Source organism: Streptomyces inusitatus, from assembly GCF_014651115.1.
Lineage (GTDB): Bacteria > Actinomycetota > Actinomycetes > Streptomycetales > Streptomycetaceae > Streptomyces > Streptomyces amakusaensis.
Map to the genome: position 1 here is coordinate 230,228 of NZ_BMWG01000004.1, position 19,752 is coordinate 249,979.

General features: G+C 72.8%; 19 protein-coding genes. 14 read left to right on the forward strand and 5 right to left on the reverse strand.

What is annotated here, in order from left to right:
- Positions 1–2: 2 nt before the first annotated feature.
- A complete protein-coding gene (gene hemW / locus IE247_RS10475; RefSeq protein ID WP_190122712.1) occupies positions 3–1,244 on the forward strand; it encodes a radical SAM family heme chaperone HemW in 1,242 nt (413 codons plus the stop codon).
- 35 nt (positions 1,245–1,279) lie between these two features.
- On the opposite strand, the gene IE247_RS10480 is transcribed toward hemW, so the two are convergent.
- The 3 genes from IE247_RS10480 to IE247_RS10490 all read right to left on the reverse strand — a co-directional run bounded on the left by IE247_RS10480 (position 1,280) and on the right by IE247_RS10490 (position 4,205).
- Complete coding sequence (locus tag IE247_RS10480) at positions 1,280–2,320, reverse strand: PLL family lectin (protein WP_190122713.1); 1,041 nt, start codon at positions 2,318–2,320, stop codon at positions 1,280–1,282.
- Positions 2,321–2,566: 246 nt separating this feature from the next.
- The gene (locus IE247_RS10485; protein WP_190122714.1) at positions 2,567–3,379 is read right to left on the reverse strand and encodes a DUF3097 domain-containing protein; all 813 of its coding nucleotides are present in this window, start codon (positions 3,377–3,379) and stop codon (positions 2,567–2,569) included.
- A 10-nt stretch (positions 3,380–3,389) separates the two neighbouring features.
- Positions 3,390–4,205, reverse strand: a complete 816-nt coding sequence (locus tag IE247_RS10490) for an MBL fold metallo-hydrolase (RefSeq protein ID WP_190122715.1) — start codon at positions 4,203–4,205, stop codon at positions 3,390–3,392.
- A 174-nt stretch (positions 4,206–4,379) separates the two neighbouring features.
- On the opposite strand from IE247_RS10490, the gene hrcA reads away from it, so the two are divergent.
- The 4 genes from hrcA to IE247_RS10510 all read left to right on the forward strand — a co-directional run bounded on the left by hrcA (position 4,380) and on the right by IE247_RS10510 (position 8,617).
- On the forward strand, positions 4,380–5,405 hold the full coding sequence (gene hrcA, locus IE247_RS10495) for a heat-inducible transcriptional repressor HrcA (RefSeq protein ID WP_190122861.1): 1,026 nt from the start codon (positions 4,380–4,382) through the stop codon (positions 5,403–5,405).
- Positions 5,406–6,542 (forward strand): molecular chaperone DnaJ, encoded by a 1,137-nt coding sequence (gene dnaJ, locus IE247_RS10500; protein WP_190122716.1) that lies wholly within the window; start codon positions 5,406–5,408, stop codon positions 6,540–6,542.
- A 258-nt stretch (positions 6,543–6,800) separates the two neighbouring features.
- The gene (locus IE247_RS10505) at positions 6,801–7,874 is read left to right on the forward strand and encodes a nitronate monooxygenase (protein ID WP_190122717.1); all 1,074 of its coding nucleotides are present in this window, start codon (positions 6,801–6,803) and stop codon (positions 7,872–7,874) included.
- Positions 7,874–8,617: a 16S rRNA (uracil(1498)-N(3))-methyltransferase gene (locus IE247_RS10510; protein ID WP_190122718.1), complete on the forward strand. Its 744-nt coding sequence runs from the start codon at positions 7,874–7,876 to the stop codon at positions 8,615–8,617. Before IE247_RS10505 ends, IE247_RS10510 begins: the two co-directional genes overlap by 1 nt.
- A gap of 30 nt (positions 8,618–8,647) precedes the next feature.
- Here IE247_RS10510 and IE247_RS10515 read toward each other — a convergent pair whose 3' ends face one another.
- Positions 8,648–9,037 (reverse strand): hypothetical protein, encoded by a 390-nt coding sequence (locus IE247_RS10515; protein ID WP_190122719.1) that lies wholly within the window; start codon positions 9,035–9,037, stop codon positions 8,648–8,650.
- A 75-nt stretch (positions 9,038–9,112) separates the two neighbouring features.
- On the opposite strand from IE247_RS10515, the gene IE247_RS10520 reads away from it, so the two are divergent.
- From IE247_RS10520 to IE247_RS10540, 5 genes are all read left to right on the forward strand, one after another.
- Positions 9,113–9,811, forward strand: coding sequence for a hypothetical protein (locus IE247_RS10520; RefSeq protein ID WP_229868991.1), 699 nt, complete (start codon positions 9,113–9,115; stop codon positions 9,809–9,811).
- A gap of 48 nt (positions 9,812–9,859) precedes the next feature.
- Entirely contained in the window at positions 9,860–13,123 is a 3,264-nt protein-coding gene (locus IE247_RS10525; RefSeq protein WP_190122720.1) for a S41 family peptidase, read from the forward strand.
- Between the two features lie 110 nt (positions 13,124–13,233).
- Complete coding sequence (locus tag IE247_RS10530) at positions 13,234–13,593, forward strand: histidine triad nucleotide-binding protein (RefSeq protein WP_190122721.1); 360 nt, start codon at positions 13,234–13,236, stop codon at positions 13,591–13,593.
- Positions 13,594–13,598: 5 nt separating this feature from the next.
- On the forward strand, positions 13,599–14,516 hold the full coding sequence (locus tag IE247_RS10535; RefSeq protein WP_190122722.1) for a ribonuclease Z: 918 nt from the start codon (positions 13,599–13,601) through the stop codon (positions 14,514–14,516).
- Between the two features lie 14 nt (positions 14,517–14,530).
- Positions 14,531–15,538, forward strand: coding sequence for an adenosine deaminase (locus IE247_RS10540; RefSeq protein ID WP_190122863.1), 1,008 nt, complete (start codon positions 14,531–14,533; stop codon positions 15,536–15,538).
- A gap of 39 nt (positions 15,539–15,577) precedes the next feature.
- Here IE247_RS10540 and IE247_RS10545 read toward each other — a convergent pair whose 3' ends face one another.
- Positions 15,578–16,090: a hypothetical protein gene (locus IE247_RS10545; RefSeq protein ID WP_190122723.1), complete on the reverse strand. Its 513-nt coding sequence runs from the start codon at positions 16,088–16,090 to the stop codon at positions 15,578–15,580.
- A 91-nt stretch (positions 16,091–16,181) separates the two neighbouring features.
- Between IE247_RS10545 and IE247_RS10550 the strand changes: the two genes are divergently transcribed.
- The 4 genes from IE247_RS10550 to IE247_RS10565 all read left to right on the forward strand — a co-directional run bounded on the left by IE247_RS10550 (position 16,182) and on the right by IE247_RS10565 (position 19,751).
- Complete coding sequence (locus tag IE247_RS10550) at positions 16,182–16,532, forward strand: PadR family transcriptional regulator (RefSeq protein WP_190122724.1); 351 nt, start codon at positions 16,182–16,184, stop codon at positions 16,530–16,532.
- A complete protein-coding gene (locus tag IE247_RS10555; protein ID WP_190122725.1) occupies positions 16,529–17,194 on the forward strand; it encodes a permease prefix domain 1-containing protein in 666 nt (221 codons plus the stop codon). The genes IE247_RS10550 and IE247_RS10555 overlap by 4 nt, the downstream gene beginning before the upstream one ends.
- 163 nt (positions 17,195–17,357) lie before the next feature.
- Positions 17,358–18,485, forward strand: a complete 1,128-nt coding sequence (locus IE247_RS10560; RefSeq protein WP_229868993.1) for a PfkB family carbohydrate kinase — start codon at positions 17,358–17,360, stop codon at positions 18,483–18,485.
- Positions 18,486–18,632: 147 nt separating this feature from the next.
- Positions 18,633–19,751, forward strand: a complete 1,119-nt coding sequence (locus tag IE247_RS10565; protein WP_190122726.1) for a PhoH family protein — start codon at positions 18,633–18,635, stop codon at positions 19,749–19,751.
- Position 19,752 lies beyond the last annotated feature (1 nt).

Below are 19,752 nucleotides of genomic sequence, written 5' to 3' on the forward strand. Positions count from 1 at the left end.
CAATGGAGGACATGCCTTCCGTACTGCCCGACGGCGAGACCATGCCCGAGGACGGGTCGCTCCCCGCTTCCGCCCTCGCCGGGGCCGGTGACCGGCCGCTCGCCTTCTATCTGCATGTTCCGTACTGCGCCACGCGCTGCGGCTACTGCGACTTCAACACCTACACGGCCACCGAGCTGCGCGGCTCGGGCGGTGTGCTGGCCTCCCGCGACAATTACGCCGACACCCTCGCCGACGAGATCCGGCTCGCCCGAAAGGTCCTCGGCGACGATCCCCGCCGGGCCCGCACGGTGTTCGTCGGAGGGGGTACGCCGACGCTGCTGGCCGCCGCCGATCTGGTGGCGATGCTCGGGGTCGTACGGGAGGAGTTCGGCCTCGCCGACGACGCGGAGATCACCACCGAGGCCAATCCGGACTCGGTGAACCCGGAGTATCTGGCCGAGCTGCGGGCCGGGGGGTTCAACCGGATCTCCTTCGGCATGCAGAGCGCCCGGCAGCATGTGCTGAAGGTCCTCGACCGCACCCACACGCCCGGCAGGCCCGAGGCGTGCGTCGCCGAGGCGCGGGCGGCCGGGTTCGAGCATGTGAACCTGGATCTGATCTACGGCACCCCGGGGGAGAGCGACGAGGACTGGCGCGCCACCCTGGCGGCGGCGGTGGGCGCGGGGCCCGACCACATCTCGGCGTACGCGCTGATTGTGGAGGAGGGCACCCAGCTGGCGCGCCGCATCAGGCGCGGCGAGGTCCCGATGACCGACGACGACATCCACGCGGACCGCTATCTGATCGCCGACTCCGTCCTCGCCGACGCGGGCTACTCCTGGTACGAGGTCTCCAACTGGGCGACCTCCGAGGCGGGCCGCTGCCTGCACAACGAGCTGTACTGGCGGGGCGCGGACTGGTGGGGCGCGGGCCCCGGCGCGCACAGCCATGTCGGCGGGGTGCGCTGGTGGAATGTGAAGCACCCCGGCGCCTACGCGGCGGCGCTCGCCGGGGGCCGCTCGCCCGGCGCGGCCCGGGAGGTGCTCCCGGACGAGGACCGCAGGGTGGAGCGGATCCTGCTGGAGCTGCGGCTGCTGGACGGGGTCCCGCTGCGGCTGCTGAAGCCGGACGGTCTGGCGGCCTCCCGCAAGGCGCTCGCGGACGGGCTGCTGGAGGAGACGGCGTACGCGCGGGGGCGCGGGGTGCTGACCCTGCGCGGCCGGCTGCTGGCCGACGCCGTCGTCCGCGACCTGGTGGACTGAGTGGACTGAAGGGGCCGGGGAGTCCGGGCCGAGGCTCAGAGCGCCGCCAGGCTCCCGCCGCGCGCCGCCCAGCTCGCGGTCCAGCCGTTGTTGGGCGAGGTCTGCCACTTGTGCCAGAGGGCGTTGTCGAAGCTGAGGTGGAGCGATTCCAGCCGGCCGTCCGCGTTGCGCCCGAGCACGGGATCGGTGGCGAGCAGCCCGCCGTGCGCCTGCCAGTCGCTCCAGCTGCCGCCCGGCACCTGCTGCTCCGCCCGCCACGCGCCCAGATCGGTCCCCCGGGCGAAGACCACCAGCCGCCCGTCGGCCTCCTGGGAGACGGCGGGCACCCCGATCCTCGGTCCGCCGCGATTGGCCCAGCTCTGATGCCAGCCGCCGCCGGGCACGGTCTGCCAGATGTGGCGCAGCGTGTTGTCGGGGGCCTTCGCGAAGACCTCCAGCCGGCCGTCCTTGTTGGGGAAGACCGCGGGATCGGCCCGCAGATCGCCGCCGCGCGAGACCCAGCCCGGGTTCCAGGGGCCGTTCGGCGCGGTCTGCCACCGGTGCCACAGGGCGTCGTCGCCGCCGCGTACGAAGACCTCCAGCCGCCCGTCGTGGTTCTGGAAGACGGCGGGGCAGCCGCGCAGCACCCCGCCCCGGGAGATCCACCGGTCGTGCCAGCGGCCGCCGGGCGAGGTCTGCCAGATGTGCCAGAGGGCGCTGTCCTCGCCCCGGACGAAGACCTCCAGCCGGCCGTCGGCGCTCTGGAAGACGGCGATGCGCCGCCCCAGTACCCGCTGGTCGCCCAGCGGTCGCCAGGCCGTCGTCCAGTCGCCGCCGGGCGCGGTCTGCCAGAGGTGCCACACCCGGCCGTCGGGGCCGCCCGCGAAGACCTCCAGCCGGCCGTCGGCGTTGCGGAAGACCGTGGGATCGGTGGTGAGCGAGCCTCCCCGGCCGACCCACTCGGTGGCCCAGGAGCCGCCGGGTCCGCTCTGCCGGATGTGCCAGAGCGCGCCGTCCGAGCCGGTGGCGAAGGCTTCGAGGCGGTCCTCCGCGTCCCGCGCGGCGCGGAGACTCGCGAGGCCGGGGTCGAGAGCCATGGCTGTCCTCCTCAGTCTGCGGCGTGAACTCGCTACACAGAGTGTGCATTCTGTCGCAGTGAGGAGTTGTCCACGGTCGACGGTTATTACACGACAGGAGTGATTAACGGCTCAAAGTCGCAATAGTGACCTGAAGGAGACTTATTCACATATTCATCCCGTCAATCCATCCCCACCCGGCGACCAATCCGGGGCGGATCCAGGGGCGGATCAGGGCGGATCAGGGCAGATCCCGGCCTTCGGCCGTCACTCCGCGGTCACGAAGTCGATCAGCTCCTCGACCCGCCCCAGCAGCGCCGGTTCAAGATCCCGGTACGAACCCACCCTCGACAGAATGTGCTGCCAGGCCGCGCCCGTGTTCTCGGGCCAGCCCAGGGCCCGGCACACCCCCGTCTTCCAGTCCTCGCCGCGCGCCACCGTCGGCCACGCCGCGATCCCCAGCGAGGACGGCTTCACGGCCTCCCAGACGTCGATGTACGGATGGCCCACCACCAGCACATCGGATCCAGTGACCCGGGCCGCGATCCGGGACTCCTTGGAGCCGGGGACCAGATGATCCACCAGCACCCCCAGCCGGGCGTCCGGGCCGGGGCCGAACTCCGCGACGACCGCGGGGAGATCGTCGATGCCCTCCAGATACTCGACCACCACCCCCTCGATCCGCAGATCGTCGCCCCAGACCCGCTCCACCAGCTCCGCGTCGTGCCGACCCTCGACATAGATCCGCCCCGCCCGCGCCACCCGGGCCCGCGCGCCCGGCACCGCGACCGACCCCGAAGCCGTACGGGCCGCGGGCGAGGCCGCCCGGGCCGCCCGCGCCGCCGGGCGGACCAGCGTCACCACCGCGCCCTCCAGCAGAAAGCCCCGGGCGGCCAGCGGGAAGACCCGGCGCTTGCCGAAGCGGTCCTCCAGCGTCACGGTCCCGGCCTCGCAGCCGGTCACCGCGCCGCAGAAGCCCGTGGTGACCTCCTCCACCACCAGATCGGGGTCGGCGGGCACCTCGGGAGCCGGGGCCGACTTCTTCCAGGGCGGGGTCAGATCGGGGTGGTAGCTGCGCATTCGGCCGACGCTACGACACGGCGAACCGCTCCGCCAGCGCATCCCGCTGGGCGCGTACGAAGGCCGCGCCGACCACCGCGCCGTGCCCCGGCACATAGACCGCGTCCTCACCGCCGAGCGCCAGCAGCCGGTCCAGCGCGGCGGGCCAGCGCGAGCCCGCCGCGTCCGGGCCCGCCTGCGGCTCGCCGGACTCCTCCACCAGGTCGCCGCAGAAGACCACCCCGGGAGCCCCAGGCACCCTGGGAGCCCCAGGCGCCTTGGAAACCCCAGGCATCCCGGGAGCTCCGGAAACCCCAGGAGCCCCGGCGGCCTCCGGCCGGCCCGGCACGAAGGCCGCCAGATCGTGCCCGGTGTGCCCGGGCCCCGCATTCGCCAGCAGCACCCGGCAGCCGCCCCCCAGATCCACGGTCAGCTCCCCGGAGACCAGGTGCTCCGGCACGACCAGCGCGTCGGCCGCCTCCGCCGCCTCGTCGGCCGCGACCCCGTGGCGTACCGCGTCGAGACGGAGCGCGTCCCGCTCCCGCCGCAGCAGCGCGTCGACGCCCATCGCGCCGTACACCCGGGCCCCCGCGAAGGCCGCGGTCCCCATCACATGGTCGAAATGGGGATGGCCCAGTGCGATATGCGTCACCCGCCGGCCCCGCAGCAGCGCCTCGGCCTGGACGCGCAGCTCCGCGCCCTCCCGCAGGGTGGAGCCCGTGTCGTACAGCAGCGCGCCCTCGGAACCCACGATCAGTCCGCAGGTCGCGTCCCAGCCCGGCAGTCTGCGCCGCCCCACGGTGTCGGCCAGTCGTTCCCAGCCGTGGTCTTCCCAACTCACGTTCATACCGCGACGCTACTGGCAGTGCCCGAAGCGGGCGCGCGGTACCGTGACCGGTCGCCCTTGCCCAGGGCGTACCCCACGGCCGTACACTGGCACGGAGAAATTTTGGCACTCGAACCGGGTGAGTGCCAGGCAGTGACCGAAGAACCACCGAGGGACAAGCTGGAGGTGTGCGCGATGCTCAGCGAACGCAGACTCGAAGTGCTGCGCGCCATCGTCCAGGACTATGTGGGCACCGAGGAGCCCGTCGGCTCGAAGGCGCTCACCGAGCGGCACCGGCTCGGCGTCTCCCCGGCGACGGTCCGCAATGACATGGCGGTGCTGGAGGAGGAGGGCTTCATCGCCCAGCCCCACACCAGCGCGGGCCGTATCCCCACGGACAAGGGGTACCGGCTCTTCGTGGACCGGCTGGCCGGGGTCAAGCCCCTGTCGTCCGCCGAGCGCCGCGCGATCCAGAGTTTCCTGGACGGCGCGGTCGACCTCGACGACGTCGTCAGCCGTACGGTGCGGCTGCTCGCGCAGCTGACCCGTCAGGTGGCCGTGGTCCAGTACCCCTCGCTCACCCGCTCCACCGTCCGGCATGTGGAGCTGCTCTCGCTCGCGCCCGCGCGGCTGATGCTCGTACTGATCACCGACACCGGCCGGGTCGAGCAGCGCATGATCGACTGTCCCGCGCCCTTCGGGGAGGTCCCGCTCGCGGATCTGCGGGCCCGGCTCAACAGCCGGGTCGTCGGCCGCCGCTTCGCGGATGTGCCGCAGCTCGTCCAGGATCTTCCGGAGTCCTTCGATCCGGAGGACCGGGGCGGTGTGTCGACCGTGCTCTCCACGCTGCTGGAGACCCTGGTGGAGGAGACCGAGGAGCGGCTGGTGATCGGCGGGACCGCCAATCTCACCCGCTTCGGGCACGACTTCCCGCTCACCATCCGGCCCGTGCTGGAGGCGCTTGAGGAGCATGTGGTGCTTCTCAAGCTGCTGGGTGAGGCGAAGGAGTCGGGCGGTATGGGGATGACCGTCCGCATTGGTCACGAGAACGCCCATGAAGGACTCAACTCTACGTCCGTGGTCGCCGTCGGCTACGGTTCGGGCGACGAGGCAGTCGCCAAACTCGGCGTGGTCGGACCGACCCGCATGGACTACCCCGGAACGATGGGAGCGGTACGCGCAGTGGCACGTTACGTCGGACAGATCCTGGCGGAGTCGTAAGTGGCCACGGACTACTACGCCGTACTCGGCGTGCGCCGCGACGCATCTCAGGACGAGATCAAGAAGGCTTTCCGGCGGCTCGCACGCGAGCTGCATCCGGACGTCAACCCGGATCCGAAGACCCAGGAGCGGTTCAAGGAGATCAACGCCGCTTACGAGGTGCTCTCCGATCCGCAGAAGAAGCAGGTCTACGACCTCGGCGGCGATCCGCTGTCGCAGGCCGGCGGCGCGGGCGCGGGAGGCTTCGGAGCCGGTGGCTTCGGGAACTTCTCGGACATCATGGACGCCTTCTTCGGGACGGCGTCCCAGCGCGGGCCGAGGTCGCGGACGCGGCGCGGCCAGGACGCGATGATCCGGCTGGAGATCGAGCTGGGTGAGGCCGCCTTCGGCACCACCAAGGAGATCCAGGTCGACACCGCCGTGGTCTGCACCACCTGTAGCGGTGAGGGCGCGGCTCCGGGCACCTCGGCCCAGACCTGTGACATGTGCCGCGGCCGCGGTGAGGTCTCGCAGGTGACACGGTCCTTCCTGGGCCAGGTCATGACCTCGCGGCCGTGCCCCCAGTGCCAGGGTTTCGGGACCGTCGTCCCGACCCCCTGCCCGGAGTGCGCGGGCGACGGCCGGGTGCGCTCCCGGCGGACCCTGACCGTGAAGATTCCCGCCGGTGTCGACAACGGCACCCGCATCCAGCTCGCGGGCGAGGGCGAGGTCGGCCCCGGCGGCGGCCCCGCCGGCGATCTGTACGTCGAGATCCACGAGCTGCCCCACCCGGTCTTCCAGCGGCGCGGCGACGATCTCCATGTCACCGTGACCGTCCCGATGACGGCGGGCGCGCTCGGCACCAAGGTGCCGCTGGAGACGCTCGACGGGGTGGAGGAGGTCGACATCCGGCCCGGCACCCAGTCGGGGCAGTCGATCCCGCTGCACGGGCGCGGTGTCACACATCTGCGCGGCGGCGGTCGCGGCGACCTCATCGTGCACGTCGAGGTGATGACGCCGCAGAAGCTCGACGCCGAGCAGGAGAGGCTGCTGCGTGAGCTGGCGAAGCTGCGCGGCGAGGAGCGCCCGCTGGGGCAGTTCCAGCCCGGGCAGCAGGGCCTGTTCTCCCGGCTGAAGGACGCCTTCAACGGCCGTTAGCCGCTGACGCGGACAGACGAGAGGGGGTACGGGTCCGTCCCGTGCCCCCTTCTCCGTGCCGCCCCGGCCGCAACCCCTTCGCGCTCGCCGCCGAGCGTTCTTGTGAGGGCTCCCGGTAAGGGGCGCGACATGGGAGCGGGCCCAACTCACCGCTGCCGCGAGGATCTTGGCGAACGGCCCGTCCGGGCCCCGAAACCCCTCTGCGGACTGGGCCGTGCTCGATTCGGCGGCCCGGGAGCGGCATGGCACGATGCAAGCATGTCCTCCGCACTGACCGATCTCTGCCGGTATCCCATCGTGCAGGCCCCCATGGCGGGCGGCGCATCGTGTCCGCAGTTGGCCGCTGCCGTGTCCGAGGCCGGCGGGCTCGGCTTCCTGGCCGCCGGATACAAGACCGCGGGCGGCATGTACCAGGAGATCAAACAGATCCGGGGACTCACCGCACGGCCCTTCGGGGTCAACCTCTTCATGCCGCAGCGGGCCGCGGCCGACCCCGCCGCCATCGAGGTCTACCGCCATCAGCTCGCGGGCGAGGCCGCCTGGTACGAGACCCCTCTCGGCGACCCCGAGTCCGGCGGCGACGACGGCTACGAGGCCAAGCTCGCCATACTCCGCGACGACCCGGTGCCCGTCGTCTCGTTCACCTTCGGCTGTCCGGGCTCCGAGGTACTGGAGTCCTTCGCCAAGGCGGGCACCCTCACCGTCGTCACCGTCACCACCCCCGAAGAGGCCCGGGCCGCCCAGCTCGCGGGCGCGGACGCGCTCTGCGTCCAGGGCGTGGAGGCCGGCGGACACCAGGGGGCCCACCGGGACGACCCCGCCGCCGACGGCGCCGGGATCGGGCTGCTCACCCTGATCGCGCTGATCCGCGAGGAGGGCGTCGAACTCCCGGTCATCGCCACCGGCGGCCTGATGCGCGGCACCCAGATCGCCGCCGTGCTCGCCGCCGGGGCGAACGCCGCGCAGCTCGGCACCGCCTTCCTGGTCTGCCCCGAGTCCGGCGCGCACACCCTGCACAAACAGGCGATGACCAACCCCCTCTTCACCCGCACCGAACTCACCCGCGCCTTCTCCGGCCGTCCCGCGCGAGGGCTTGTCAACCGCTTCATGCGCGAGCACGGGCCCTACGCCCCCGCCGCCTACCCCCAGGTGCACCATCTGACGAGCGGTCTGCGCAAGGCCGCCGCCAAGGCGGGCGACGCCCAGGGGATGTCACTGTGGGCGGGACAGGGCCACCGGATGGCCCGCGCCGTCCCCGCCGGTGAGCTGGTCGAACTGCTCGCCGCCGAAACATGTCATGCCCGCGCCGCACTCGCCCCGGAGAGCCCCTGATGACCGCGCCCGTCTTCCTCGTCGACTCCCTGGAGGGGGCCGCGCCCGGCTCCCCGCTCACCCTCGAAGGGTCCGAGGGCCGCCACGCCGTCTCCGTACGCCGTCTTGAGCCCGGCGAGGAGATCGTGCTGACGGACGGCCTGGGCCGGGGCGTGGCCGGGATCGTACTGCGGACCGAGGGGAAGGACCGGCTGATCGTCGAGGCCCGGGAGTTCCCGGTGGAGCCCGAGCCCCGGCCGCGGATCACCGTCGTCCAGGCGCTCCCCAAGGGCGACCGGGGCGAACTCGCCGTCGAGACCATGACCGAGACCGGTGTGGACGCGGTCGTGCCGTGGTCGGCGGCGCGCTGCATCACCCAGTGGAAGGGCGAGCGCGGGGCCAAGTCCCTCGCCAAGTGGCGTGCCACCGCGCGCGAGGCAGGCAAGCAGTCGCGCCGTCTGCGCTTCCCCGAGGTGGCCGAGGCGGCCACCTCCAAGCAGGTCGCCGCCCTGCTCGCGGCGGCCGACTTCGCCGCGGTCCTCCACGAGGAGGGCTCGGAGCCGCTCGCCACCGCGGAGCTTCCGGCGGAGGGCTCGATCGTGCTGGTCGTCGGCCCCGAGGGCGGTGTCTCACCGCAGGAACTGGCCCTCTTCGCGGAGGCCGGGGCCAGGCCCTACCGACTGGGCCGCACCGTGCTGCGCACCTCGACGGCGGGTACGGCGGGCGTCGCCCTGCTGCTCGGCCGCACCGGCCGCTGGTCGTAGCACCTCGCCCCTCGCCCCTCGCGCGGAGTCTCAGGCTCCGCCCACCCGCGAGCCGGTGATCGCGACGAAGAGCGGCCAGCCGTCGATCTCGGCCGTCCCCGGCCGCGAGGGCATCAGCCCGCGCGCCGTCACCTGGTCGGCGAAACGCCGAATGACTCCCGGTTCATGCAGATTCAGCCAATTCCGTTCACTGTCACCCACACTGCCGGATTCGTAGTACCCGTCCGCGATGATCCAGCCGCCGCCGGGCCGGAAAACGATGTTGAGCCGGGGTGTGGTGCCCTCGCGGCGTAAAGAGAGGACCGTACGACAGTCACGCCAACGGCCCTGTTCGCCCGAGTGTTTGTGGAGAACTGTCCACATATAGACCGTATCGGGGTCGATGATGAGTCTGCGGGGCCGGAGCGGCTTCCTGGTCATCCCCGTGACCGTACGGGGGATTTGTGTCCGCAACCACTCTTTTGCTGACCGCCGTCCGGTGCCACGCTGCCGTCCATGAACGGCACCACCGGTAACGGCATGACCACGAACGGCGCGCGACGCGGCCGCCGTTCACTCCCGGCCGCGAGCGGCACCGCGCTCGCCGCGCTCGCCGCACTCGTGACGGTCCTCGCGCTGGCCGGCTGCGAACCGGCCCCCGGCGGCGGACTCAACGCCGGTTCCGTGGCCCACACCACCGACCGCACGGCCACCAGCACCTTCGAACGCCTCGGCGTCGGAGTGCGCTGGCTCAGCTGCCGGGCGGCGCTCGGCGAGGCCGACGGCGAGGCCGACGGCGAGGCCGACGGCGAGGCCGACGGCGCGGGCGGGGGAGAAGACGGGGGAGAGGACGGGGGAGGGACCGCGACCCCGGCCGCCCGGACCGGCCCCGCCACCGTCGACTGCGAGGGCGAGACCGCCTCCCGCAAGGAGATCACCCTCAAGGGCACCGTCACCGACGAGCGTTCCGGCACCTGTGTACGCGGCGACCTCAGGGCCAGGATCGACGGCAAGACCGCCTTCGACGCGACCTTCCTCGGCTCCTGCGACGACCCCGCCCCCACCGCCACCCGCCCCACCGCGCCCGACCAGCGCTCCCGGCCCGTACCCGCCGTGACGGTGACAGAGACCGTCACCGCGACCGTGACGGTGACGCGGACCGCGACCGTGACCCGGACCGCGGCCCGGGCGGTGGCCGTCACAGCCGAACCCTGATCCGTGAAACCCCTGCCCTACCGGCCCCGGGCTGCCTAGGGTGACAGGGTGACGCAGCCTGCTTACCTCCGGTATCCGCACACCCACGGCGAGTTGATCGCCTTCACCGCCGAGGACGACGTCTGGGTCGCTCCTCTCGACGGCGGCCGCGCCTGGCGCGTCAGCGCCGACGACGTACCGGTCGACCATCCCCGGATCTCGCCCGACGGCTCGCACATCGCCTGGACATCGCGCCGGGACGGCGCGCCCGAGGTGCATCTCGCGCCCGTCGACGGCGGTCCGACCCGTCGGCTCACCCACTGGGGCAGCCACAAGACCGCCGTCCGGGGCTGGACCCCGGACGGCGAGATCCTCGCCCTCACCACCCACGGCCGGCACTCCCTGCGCCGCACCTGGGCCCGCGCCCTCCCGCTGGACGGGGGGCCCGGCGCCGAGCTGCCCCACGGCCCGGTCGGCGGCCTCGCCCACGGCGAACCCGGGGTGCTCCTGCTCTCCGCCACCATGGGCCGCGAGGCCGCCGCCTGGAAGCGCTACCGGGGCGGCACGGCCGGAAAGCTCTGGATCGACCGCGACGGCACGGGCGACTTCACCCGGCTGCACACCGGGCTCGACGGCAAGGGCAATATCGAGTACCCGCTGTGGGTCGGCGGCAGGATCGCCTTCCTCTCCGACCACGAGGGCGTCGGCGCCCTCTACTCCTCCCTGCCCGACGGCTCAGAACTGCGGCGGCACACCCCCGTCGACGGTTTCTACGCCCGGCAGGCCGCCACCGACGGCACCCGTGTCGTCTACTCCTCCGCCGGTGAGCTGTGGATCCTCGACGACCTCGAAGGGGCCGGGCCCCGCAGGCTCGACATCCGCCTCGGCGGTCAGCGCACCGATCTGCGCCCCCGGTACATCCACGGCGACCACCACGTCGGCGCCGCCTCGCCCGACCACACCGGACGCGGCAGCGCCGTGGAGATCCGCGGCGGCATCCACTGGATCACCCACCGGGACGGCCCCGCGCGGGCGCTCGCCGTGGAGCCGGGCGTACGGTCCCGACTGCCCCGCACCTTCCGCGCCGGGGGCGAACAGCAGGTCGTATGGGTGACGGACGCCGAGGGTGAGGACGCCCTGGAGTTCGCGCCCGCGGCCGGTGCAGTGCTCGGCGCGGCCCCGAACAGGGTCGGGGCCGGACTCCTCGGCCGGGTGCACGGCCTCGCCGTCTCGCCCGACGGGAACAAGGTCGCCATCGCCTCCCACGACGGCCGGGTCCTGCTGGTGGAGCGCGAGTCCGGCGCGGTGCGCGAGGTCGACCGCAATGAGGACGGCGACGCCACCGGGCTCACCTTCTCCCCGGACTCCCGCTGGCTCGCCTGGTCGCACGCGGGCCCGCTCCCGCTCCGGCAGCTGAAGCTCGCCGACACCGCCGACCCCGCGAACCCGGTGGTCTCCGAGGCGACCCCGCTGCGCTTCCGCGACTACGGGCCCGCCTTCACCCTCGACGGCAGACATCTGGCGTTCCTCTCCGAGCGCTCCTTCGACCCGGTGTACGACACCCATGTCTTCGACCTCGCCTTCGTCGGCAGTTGCCGCCCGCATCTGATCACCCTGGCCGCGACGACGCCCTCGCCGTTCGGCCCGCAGCGCCACGGCCGGGCCTTCGAACCCGAGAAGCCCGAGAAGGCTGACAAGTCCGAGAAGGACAAGACCGACAAGACCGACAAGGAGAACGGGCACCCGGACGGCGAGAACGGCGCCCCCGTCACCCGTGTAGACCTCGAAGGACTCGCCGACCGGATAGTCCCCTTCCCCGTCGAGGCCGCCAACTACTCCACCCTGCGCGCCGCCAAGGACGGAGTGCTGTGGCTGCGCCACCCGGTGCGCGGAGTCCTGGGCGCGGCCCGGGCCACCTCCGACGACCTCGGCCCCCGCACCACCCTGGAGCGGTACGACCTGGTCCAGCTGCACAGCGAGGAGCTGGCCTCCGAGGCCCGGGGCTACTCCGTCAGCGGGGACGGCAAGCGGGTGCTGCTCGCCGTCGACGGAGGGCTGAAGGTGGTGCCGAGCGACCGCCGCGCCTCCCGTGACGAGGACAGCGACAGCAATATCACCGTGGACCTCTCACGGATCCGCCGGCTGCTGGACCCGGCCGCCGAGTGGCGTCAGATGTACGCCGAGGCCGGCCGGCTGATGCGGGACAACTTCTGGCGGGCCGACCTCGGCGGCACCGACTGGGACGCGGTGCTGGAGCGCTACCGCCCGGTCCTCGGCCGGGTCGCCACCCATGACGACCTGGTGGACCTGCTCTGGGAGGTGCAGGGGGAGCTGGGCACCTCGCACGCCTATGTCACCCCCCGGGGCGGATACGGCAGCCGCGCCACCCGGCAGGGTCTGCTCGGGGCCGACATCTCCCGGGCGGCGGACGGGAACTGGCGGATCGACCGCGTACTCCCCTCGGAGACCTCCGACCCCGACGCGCACTCCCCGCTGGCCGCCCCCGGTGTCGCGGTCCGCGCGGGCGACGCGATCCTCGCGGTCGACGGCTGCCCGGTCGACCCGGTCGCGGGCCCCGGCCCGCTGCTGGTGGGCGCGGCGGGCAAACCGGTCGAGCTGACCGTCGCCCCCGCGGGCGGCGGCGAGCCGCGCCACCCGGTGGTGGTGCCCCTGGCCGACGAGGAGCCCCTGCGCTACCACGCCTGGGTCGCCGACCGCCGGGCCCATGTCCACGAGAAGTCCGGCGGCCGGCTCGGCTATCTCCATGTGCCCGACATGCAGGGGGCTGGCTGGGCCCAGATCCACCGCGATCTGCGCGTCGAGGTGGCCCGCGAGGGCCTGGTCGTGGACGTCCGGGAGAACCGGGGCGGCCACACCTCCGAGCTGATCATCGAGAAGCTCGCCCGCCGGATCGTGGGCTGGGACCTGCCGCGCGGCATGCGCCCCTCCAGCTATCCCCAGGACGCCCCGCGCGGCCCGGTGGTCGCGGTGGCCAACGAGTTCTCCGGCTCGGACGGCGACATCGTCAACGCGGCGATCAAGGCCCTGGGCATCGGACCCGTGGTCGGCACCCGCACCTGGGGCGGGGTGATCGGCATCGACAGCAGATACTCCCTGGTCGACGGGACCCTGGTCACCCAGCCCAAGTACGCCTTCTGGCTGGAGGGGTACGAGTGGGGGGTGGAGAACCACGGCGTCGACCCGGACGTCGAGGTGGTGATGACCCCTCAGGACCACGCCGCCGGCCGCGACCCCCAGCTCGACGAGGCCGTACGGATGGCCCTCGCGGCCCTGGCCGAGATCCCGGCCAAGACGCCTCCCGCACTGCCCTGACCTGCTGCCGCACCGGCCGGGACCGTGAGCGGGTCCCGGCCGGCGCGTCGGCGGCCCGCTCCGGTCGATAGCATGCTCGGGACATCGGCCCACCCGAGGAGGAAACCGGTATGGCGGGAGAACCCCAGGCTGACTGCCTGTTCTGCAAGATCGTCGCGGGCGATGTGCCGGCCACCGTGGTGCGCGAGACCGACTCCGTCGTCGCCTTCCGGGACATCAACCCCCAGGCCCCCAGCCATGTCCTGGTCATCCCCAAGGCCCACTACCCCGACGCCGCCTCCCTCGCCGCTGCCGAGCCCGCGCTCGCCGCCGAGGTGCTGCGCGAGGCCGGCGAGGTCGCCGCCCTGGAGCGGACCGTCGACCCCGGCTACCGGATCGTCTTCAACACCGGCTCCGGAGCCGGACAGACCGTCTTCCACGCCCACGCCCACATCCTCGGCGGCCGCGGCCTCGCCTGGCCCCCCGGATAACCCGCGTGTCCGTACGAGAGCTGGTAGTCCTCGGCACCGCCAGCCAGGTGCCCACCCGGCACCGGAACCACAACGGCTATCTGCTGCGCTGGGACGCCGAGGGCCTGCTCTTCGACCCGGGCGAGGGCACCCAGCGCCAGATGCTGCGCGCCGGTGTCGCCGCGCACGACCTCAACCGGATCTGCGTCACCCACTTCCATGGAGACCACTCCCTGGGGCTCGCCGGCGTCATCCAGCGGATCAATCTCGACCAGGTCCCGCACGAGATCACGGCCCACTACCCGGCGAGCGGGCAGCACTTCTTCGAACGGCTGCGGTACGCCACCGCCTACCGCGAGAACGTGGCGCTGACCGAGGCCCCGGTCGGCGGCGGCACCGGCCTGATCACTCTCGCCAGGACCGGCGCGTACACCCTTGAGGCGCATCTCCTCTCACACCCCGTCGAGTCCTACGGCTACCGGCTCACCGAGCACGACGGCCGCCGGATGATCCCCGAGCGGCTCGCCGCCCACGGCATCGCCGGGCCCGACGTCGGCCGCCTCCAGCGCGAGGGCGAACTCCGCGGAGTCACCCTGGACGAGGTCAGCGAGGAGCGCCGGGGGCAGCGCTTCGCCTTCGTCATGGACACCCGGCTCTGCGAAGGCGTCCACGCCCTCGCCGACGGCTGCGACATGCTCGTCATCGAGTCCACCTTCCTGGACGAGGACGAGCGGCTCGCCCTGGACCACGGCCATCTGACCGCCGGCCAGGCCGCCCGCGCCGCCCGTGACGCGGGCGTGCGCCACCTCGTCCTCACCCACTTCTCCCAGCGCTACCCGGACCCCGGGGAGTTCGAGCGCCAGGCCCGCGCCGCCGGGTTCGACGCCGAGCTGACCGTCGCCTCCGACCTTCTGCGCGTCCCCGTCCCCAAACGTCGACCATGAGCGAAGCTGGACCCGTGCCCCTCCCCAAAGCCGAACTGCACCTGCACATCGAAGGCACCCTGGAGCCCGAACTCGCGTTCGCGCTCGCCGCGCGCAACGCGGTGGAACTGCCCTTCGAGAACACCGAAGCGCTCCGCCGCGCCTATGACTTCGAGGATCTCCAGTCGTTCCTGGACCTCTACTACAGCCTGATGGCCGTGCTGCGCACCGAGGACGACTTCGCGGACCTCGCCGACGCCTATCTGACCCGTGCGGCGGCCCAGGGCGTACGCCACGCGGAGATCTTCTTCGACCCGCAGGCGCACATCTCCCGGGGCGTTTCCCTGGGCACCGTCGTCGACGGCCTGGCCCGCGCCCTGGACGCGAGCGAGCAGCGCCACGGCATCTCCACCCGTCTGATCATGTGCTTTCTGCGGGACGAGTCCGCCGAGTCCGCCATGGAGACGCTGGAGGCCGCCAAGCCGTATCTGCACCGGATCACCGCCGTGGGCCTGGACTCCGCGGAGGCCGGCAATCCGCCGTCCAAGTTCCGCGAGGTGTACGAGGCGGCCGCCGCGCTCGGTCTGCGCAAGGTCGCGCACGCGGGCGAGGAGGGCCCGGCCTCGTACGTCAGGGAGGCCCTGGACGTCCTCGGGGTGGAGCGCGTCGACCACGGGCTGCGCTGCCTGGAGGACGCCGAGCTGGTCGCCCGGCTGGCCAGGGAGCGGATCCCGCTGACGCTCTGCCCGCTCTCCAACGTACGGCTGCGAGTCATCGACACGCTGGAGGACCATCCGCTCGACCGGATGATGGACGCGGGCCTGATGTGCACCGTCAACTCCGACGACCCCGCCTACTTCGGCGGCTATGTCGGCGACACCTTCCACGCCGTGCGCGAGGCGCTCTCGCTCGACGAGGAGCGCCTGCGCGAGCTGGCGCGCAACTCCTTCCTCGCCTCCTTCCTGGAGGACGACGAGGAGCGGCGGGCCCGGCTGATCGCCGAGGTCGACGCGTACGACTTCACGGTGGAACTGGCCGAGTAGCCCCCGGGCCCGGCGGACAGGCTCTTCCGTCCGCCCCGGCTAGCCTCCTGTGGTCGCGCCGGGGCGGAAGATCATCAGTACGACGACGACCGTCCAGAGCAGATTGAAGATCCCGGTGAGCCCGCTGAGCCGGGCCGCCGCCGGGCGGACGCGCTTCTCGTCCGCACCCGCACCCACCCCCGCACCCGGCGCCGTCAGTTCGAGCAGGGTCGCCTGGAGGGGCAGCAGCATCAGGACGAGCACGCCCGCGGCGATCGCGGTGAGCACCGTCGACACCAGCAGCCAGGCGTCCGTCAGAATCCCCATCCTCGCCCCGGTGGCGACCCCGAAGACCGGCACGGCGAGCCCCGCGATGGCGTAGCCCCGGCATATCCGGTGCAGCAGCCCGGCGATCGAGGCCGCCCGCTCGCCCCTCTCCTCGCCGTCGTCCGCGATCTCCCCGCCTGCCCCCGCCGCCCGGGCGTAGCGGGGAAAGATCGAGGCGGCCACGGTGATCGGCCCGATCGTCAGGATCGCCGCGAGGACATGGATGGACAGCAGCATTTTTGACACGGGTGGTGGCCTCCGGGCGAACCGATGTGTTGGCTGCCAATAGATAGCACGCCAAGATAGCCCTTGTGTAGGCTGCCTACCCATGAGGCCCATGAGGACAGACGCGGTGCGAGGGCACCTGGACGGACTGCTGCTGGCGGTGCTCGAACCGGGCCCGCTGCACGGGTACGCGATCATCGCGGCGGTGCAGCGGCGCAGCGGGGGTGTGCTGGAGCTGAAGACCGGCACCATCTACCCGGCGCTTCAGCGGCTGGAGCGCCTCGGGCTGCTCGACAGCGGCTGGGAGTCGACCGGCGAGCGCCGCCGCCGCCGCTACGAGCTGACGGAGGCGGGCCGGGGGGCCCTGACGGCCGAGCGGTCCGCCTGGAGCGAGTTCACCGCCGCGATCGGCTCCGTACTCAACCCCGCCGTGAACCCCGTCGCTCCCCGGCCCGCCGGATGAGCGCCGCCCGGATTCTGACCCCCGCGGACGCGGATCCCGTCGAGGAGCACGTCGCGGCCCTCGCCGCGGCCGTGCACGGCCCGGCCCGGGTCAAGGCCCGGATGATCGAGGAGATCCGGGACGGCCTCGTCGAGACGGCCGCCGCCCACGAGGAGGAGGGGATGCCGCCTTCGGCGGCCGCCCGCCGGGCGGTGCGCGAGTTCGGGACCGTCGAGGAGCTGGTGCCCGGCTGGCAGCGGGAGCTGACCGTCGCTCAGGCGCGGCACACCGCCCGGGCCGCCGCCATGGCCTTCCCGTTCCTGCTGGTCTGCGGGCTCCTGGTGCACGCCGTGGGGGAGGGCTGGGGGCTGCGGCTGCTCACCGTCCTCCTCGCGGCGGTCGCGGGCGTCGCCGGAGTGCTCGCCGCCGCGACGCCGGCCGTCACCGGGATCCTCGCCCGCAGAGTGGCGCTTCCGCCGGGGCTGCCGCTGGCCGTCGCCTGGACCGGCACCGCCACCGCGGTGGCCACCGCGCTCGCCACCCTCGGCCTGGTCGTCGCCTCGGCGCTGGCGCGGGAGTGGCCGGTGACGGCGCTCGCCGGGGTGCTCGCCGCCGTCGCGCACGCGCTGGTCGCGGGCCCGGCCAGGGCCTGCCGTCGATACGCCCGGCTGACGGCCGCCTGAGCCTGCGGCCTCCACGTCGTACGCCTCAGAAACACCGGGAGAGCACAGCTTTCGCGAATGCCCCCAAGGCCCCAGCAGTCACCATGATTCGCCGTGTCCGACCGTCCCGCCGACCCGGTTTGGCAGACTGGCCGGAAGCACCACGCACAGAAGCGGCGGCACAGTGAGCACTCGGCACGCGAACCACCACGGCCCACCGGTGACGGGCCACCACGCCCCCTGCCTCGATCCCCTCGCCCATCTGCGGACCCCCGAGGACCCCGGCTGCGACGTCTATCTCACCGGCACGGTCTTCCTCGACATCATCTTCACCGGCCTCGACTCCGCCCCCGTGCGCGGCACCGAGTCCTGGGCCCGGGGCATGGGCTCCAGCCCGGGCGGGGTCGCCAACATGGCGACCGCCCTCGCCCGGCTCGGTCTGCACACCTCGCTCGCCGCCGCGTTCGGGGACGACCACTACGGCGACTACTGCTGGGACGCCCTCGAACAGGGCGAGGGCATCGACCTCTCCCGGTCGCGCACGGTGCCCGGCTGGCACTCTCCCGTCACCGTCTCCATGGCGTACGAGGGCGAGCGGACGATGATCTCCCACGGCCACGAGGCCCCGCCGCCGGAGTCCGCCCGCGACAGCCCGCCGCCCTCCAGGGCCGCTGTGGCCTCCCTGACCCCCGGCCGCCGCGACGAGTGGATCGCCCGCGCCGCCGCCGGGGGGACCAGGGTCTTCGCCGACGTCGGCTGGGACGAGACGGGCCGCTGGGACCCGGCCGACCTCGCCGATCTGGAGCACTGCGAGGCATTCCTCCCCAACGCGGCGGAGGCGATGCGCTACACCCGCGCCGCCACCCCGGTCGCCGCCGCCCACGCGCTCGCCGAGCGGGTGCCGGTGGCCGTCGTCACCCTGGGGGCCGAGGGGGCGTACGCGGTGGACGGCCGCACCGGCGAGAGCGCCCAGGTCCCGGCCATCGCGGTGGAGGCGCTCGACCCGACCGGGGCGGGCGATGTCTTCGTGGCCGGATTCGTCACCGGGACCCTCGCGGAGTGGCCGCTCGCCGACCGGCTCGCCTTCGCCGGGCTGACCGCCGCCCTCTCCGTGCAGGAGTTCGGCGGCTCGCTCTCCGCGCCCGGCTGGCTGGAGATCGCCGCCTGGTGGCAGCGGGTGCGGGAGGTCGCCGGACAGGACGCCGCCCCGCTGCGACGGTACGCCTTCCTGGACGCGCTGCTGCCCTCGCCCCCGCTGGACTGGCCGCGCCGGCGCGCCGTGCCGACCATCGGCTTCCGCAGCCCGGTCTGACCCTGCCCGGCGGGCCCCCGCTTCCGGCCGGGCCCGCCGGAAAACCCCTCGGCCCCTGTCAGTGCGGCGTCGTACGCTTGAGGTCCAGAGGTTGTCGAGCGGCGAGAACCCTCAGCGGGAGGTATGCGCAGGCCACAGAGCCGGCCCATGACTCAGACACCCACAGCCCATACCGTCCCCCCGCGCCCCGAGGGCGCTGCGGGACCCCTGGCCACGGGACAGGCGCGCGCCGCGTTCACCGTCCCCGCCCACCACCCGATGGTGTCGCTCCTCGGTTCGGGCGACGCCCTGTTGCGAGTGATCGAGAAGGCCTTCCCGGCGGCCGACATCCATGTCCGGGGCAATCAGGTCAGCGCGGTCGGGCCGGCGGCGGAAGTCGCCCTCGTCCAGCGCCTGTTCGACGAGATGATGCTCGTGCTCCGCACCGGGCAGCCGATGACGGAGGACGCAGTGGAACGCTCGATCGCCATGCTCCGCGCCAGCGCGGAGGGCGCCGCCGACGGCGCCGAGACCCCCGCCGAGGTGCTCACCCAGAACATCCTCTCCAGCCGCGGCCGGACCATCCGCCCCAAGACGCTCAATCAGAAGCACTACGTCGACGCCATCGACAAGCACACCATCGTCTTCGGCATCGGCCCCGCGGGCACCGGCAAGACCTATCTGGCCATGGCCAAGGCGGTCCAGGCGCTCCAGTCCAAGCAGGTCAACCGGATCATCCTGACCCGCCCCGCCGTCGAGGCGGGAGAGCGCCTCGGCTTCCTCCCCGGCACCCTCTACGAGAAGATCGACCCCTATCTCCGCCCGCTCTACGACGCGCTGCACGACATGCTCGACCCCGACTCCATCCCCCGGCTGATGGCCGCGGGCACCATCGAGGTCGCCCCCCTGGCGTACATGCGGGGCCGCACCCTCAATGACGCGTTCATCATTCTCGACGAGGCGCAGAACACCAGTGCCGAGCAGATGAAGATGTTCCTCACCCGGCTGGGCTTCGACTCCAAGATCGTCATCACCGGCGATGTCACCCAGGTCGACCTGCCCAGCGGCACCAAGAGCGGTCTGCGCCAGGTCCAGGAGATCCTGGAGGGCGTGGAAGACGTCCACTTCTCGCGTCTGACGTCCCAGGACGTCGTCCGGCACAAGCTCGTCGGCCGTATTGTCGACGCGTACGAGAAGTACGACGGCCGGGACGGCGGCCAGCACGGCGGCCCGAGCGGCGGCCGGAGCGCCGGACGCCACGGCCATGGGACCGGAAACGGGAAGTAGC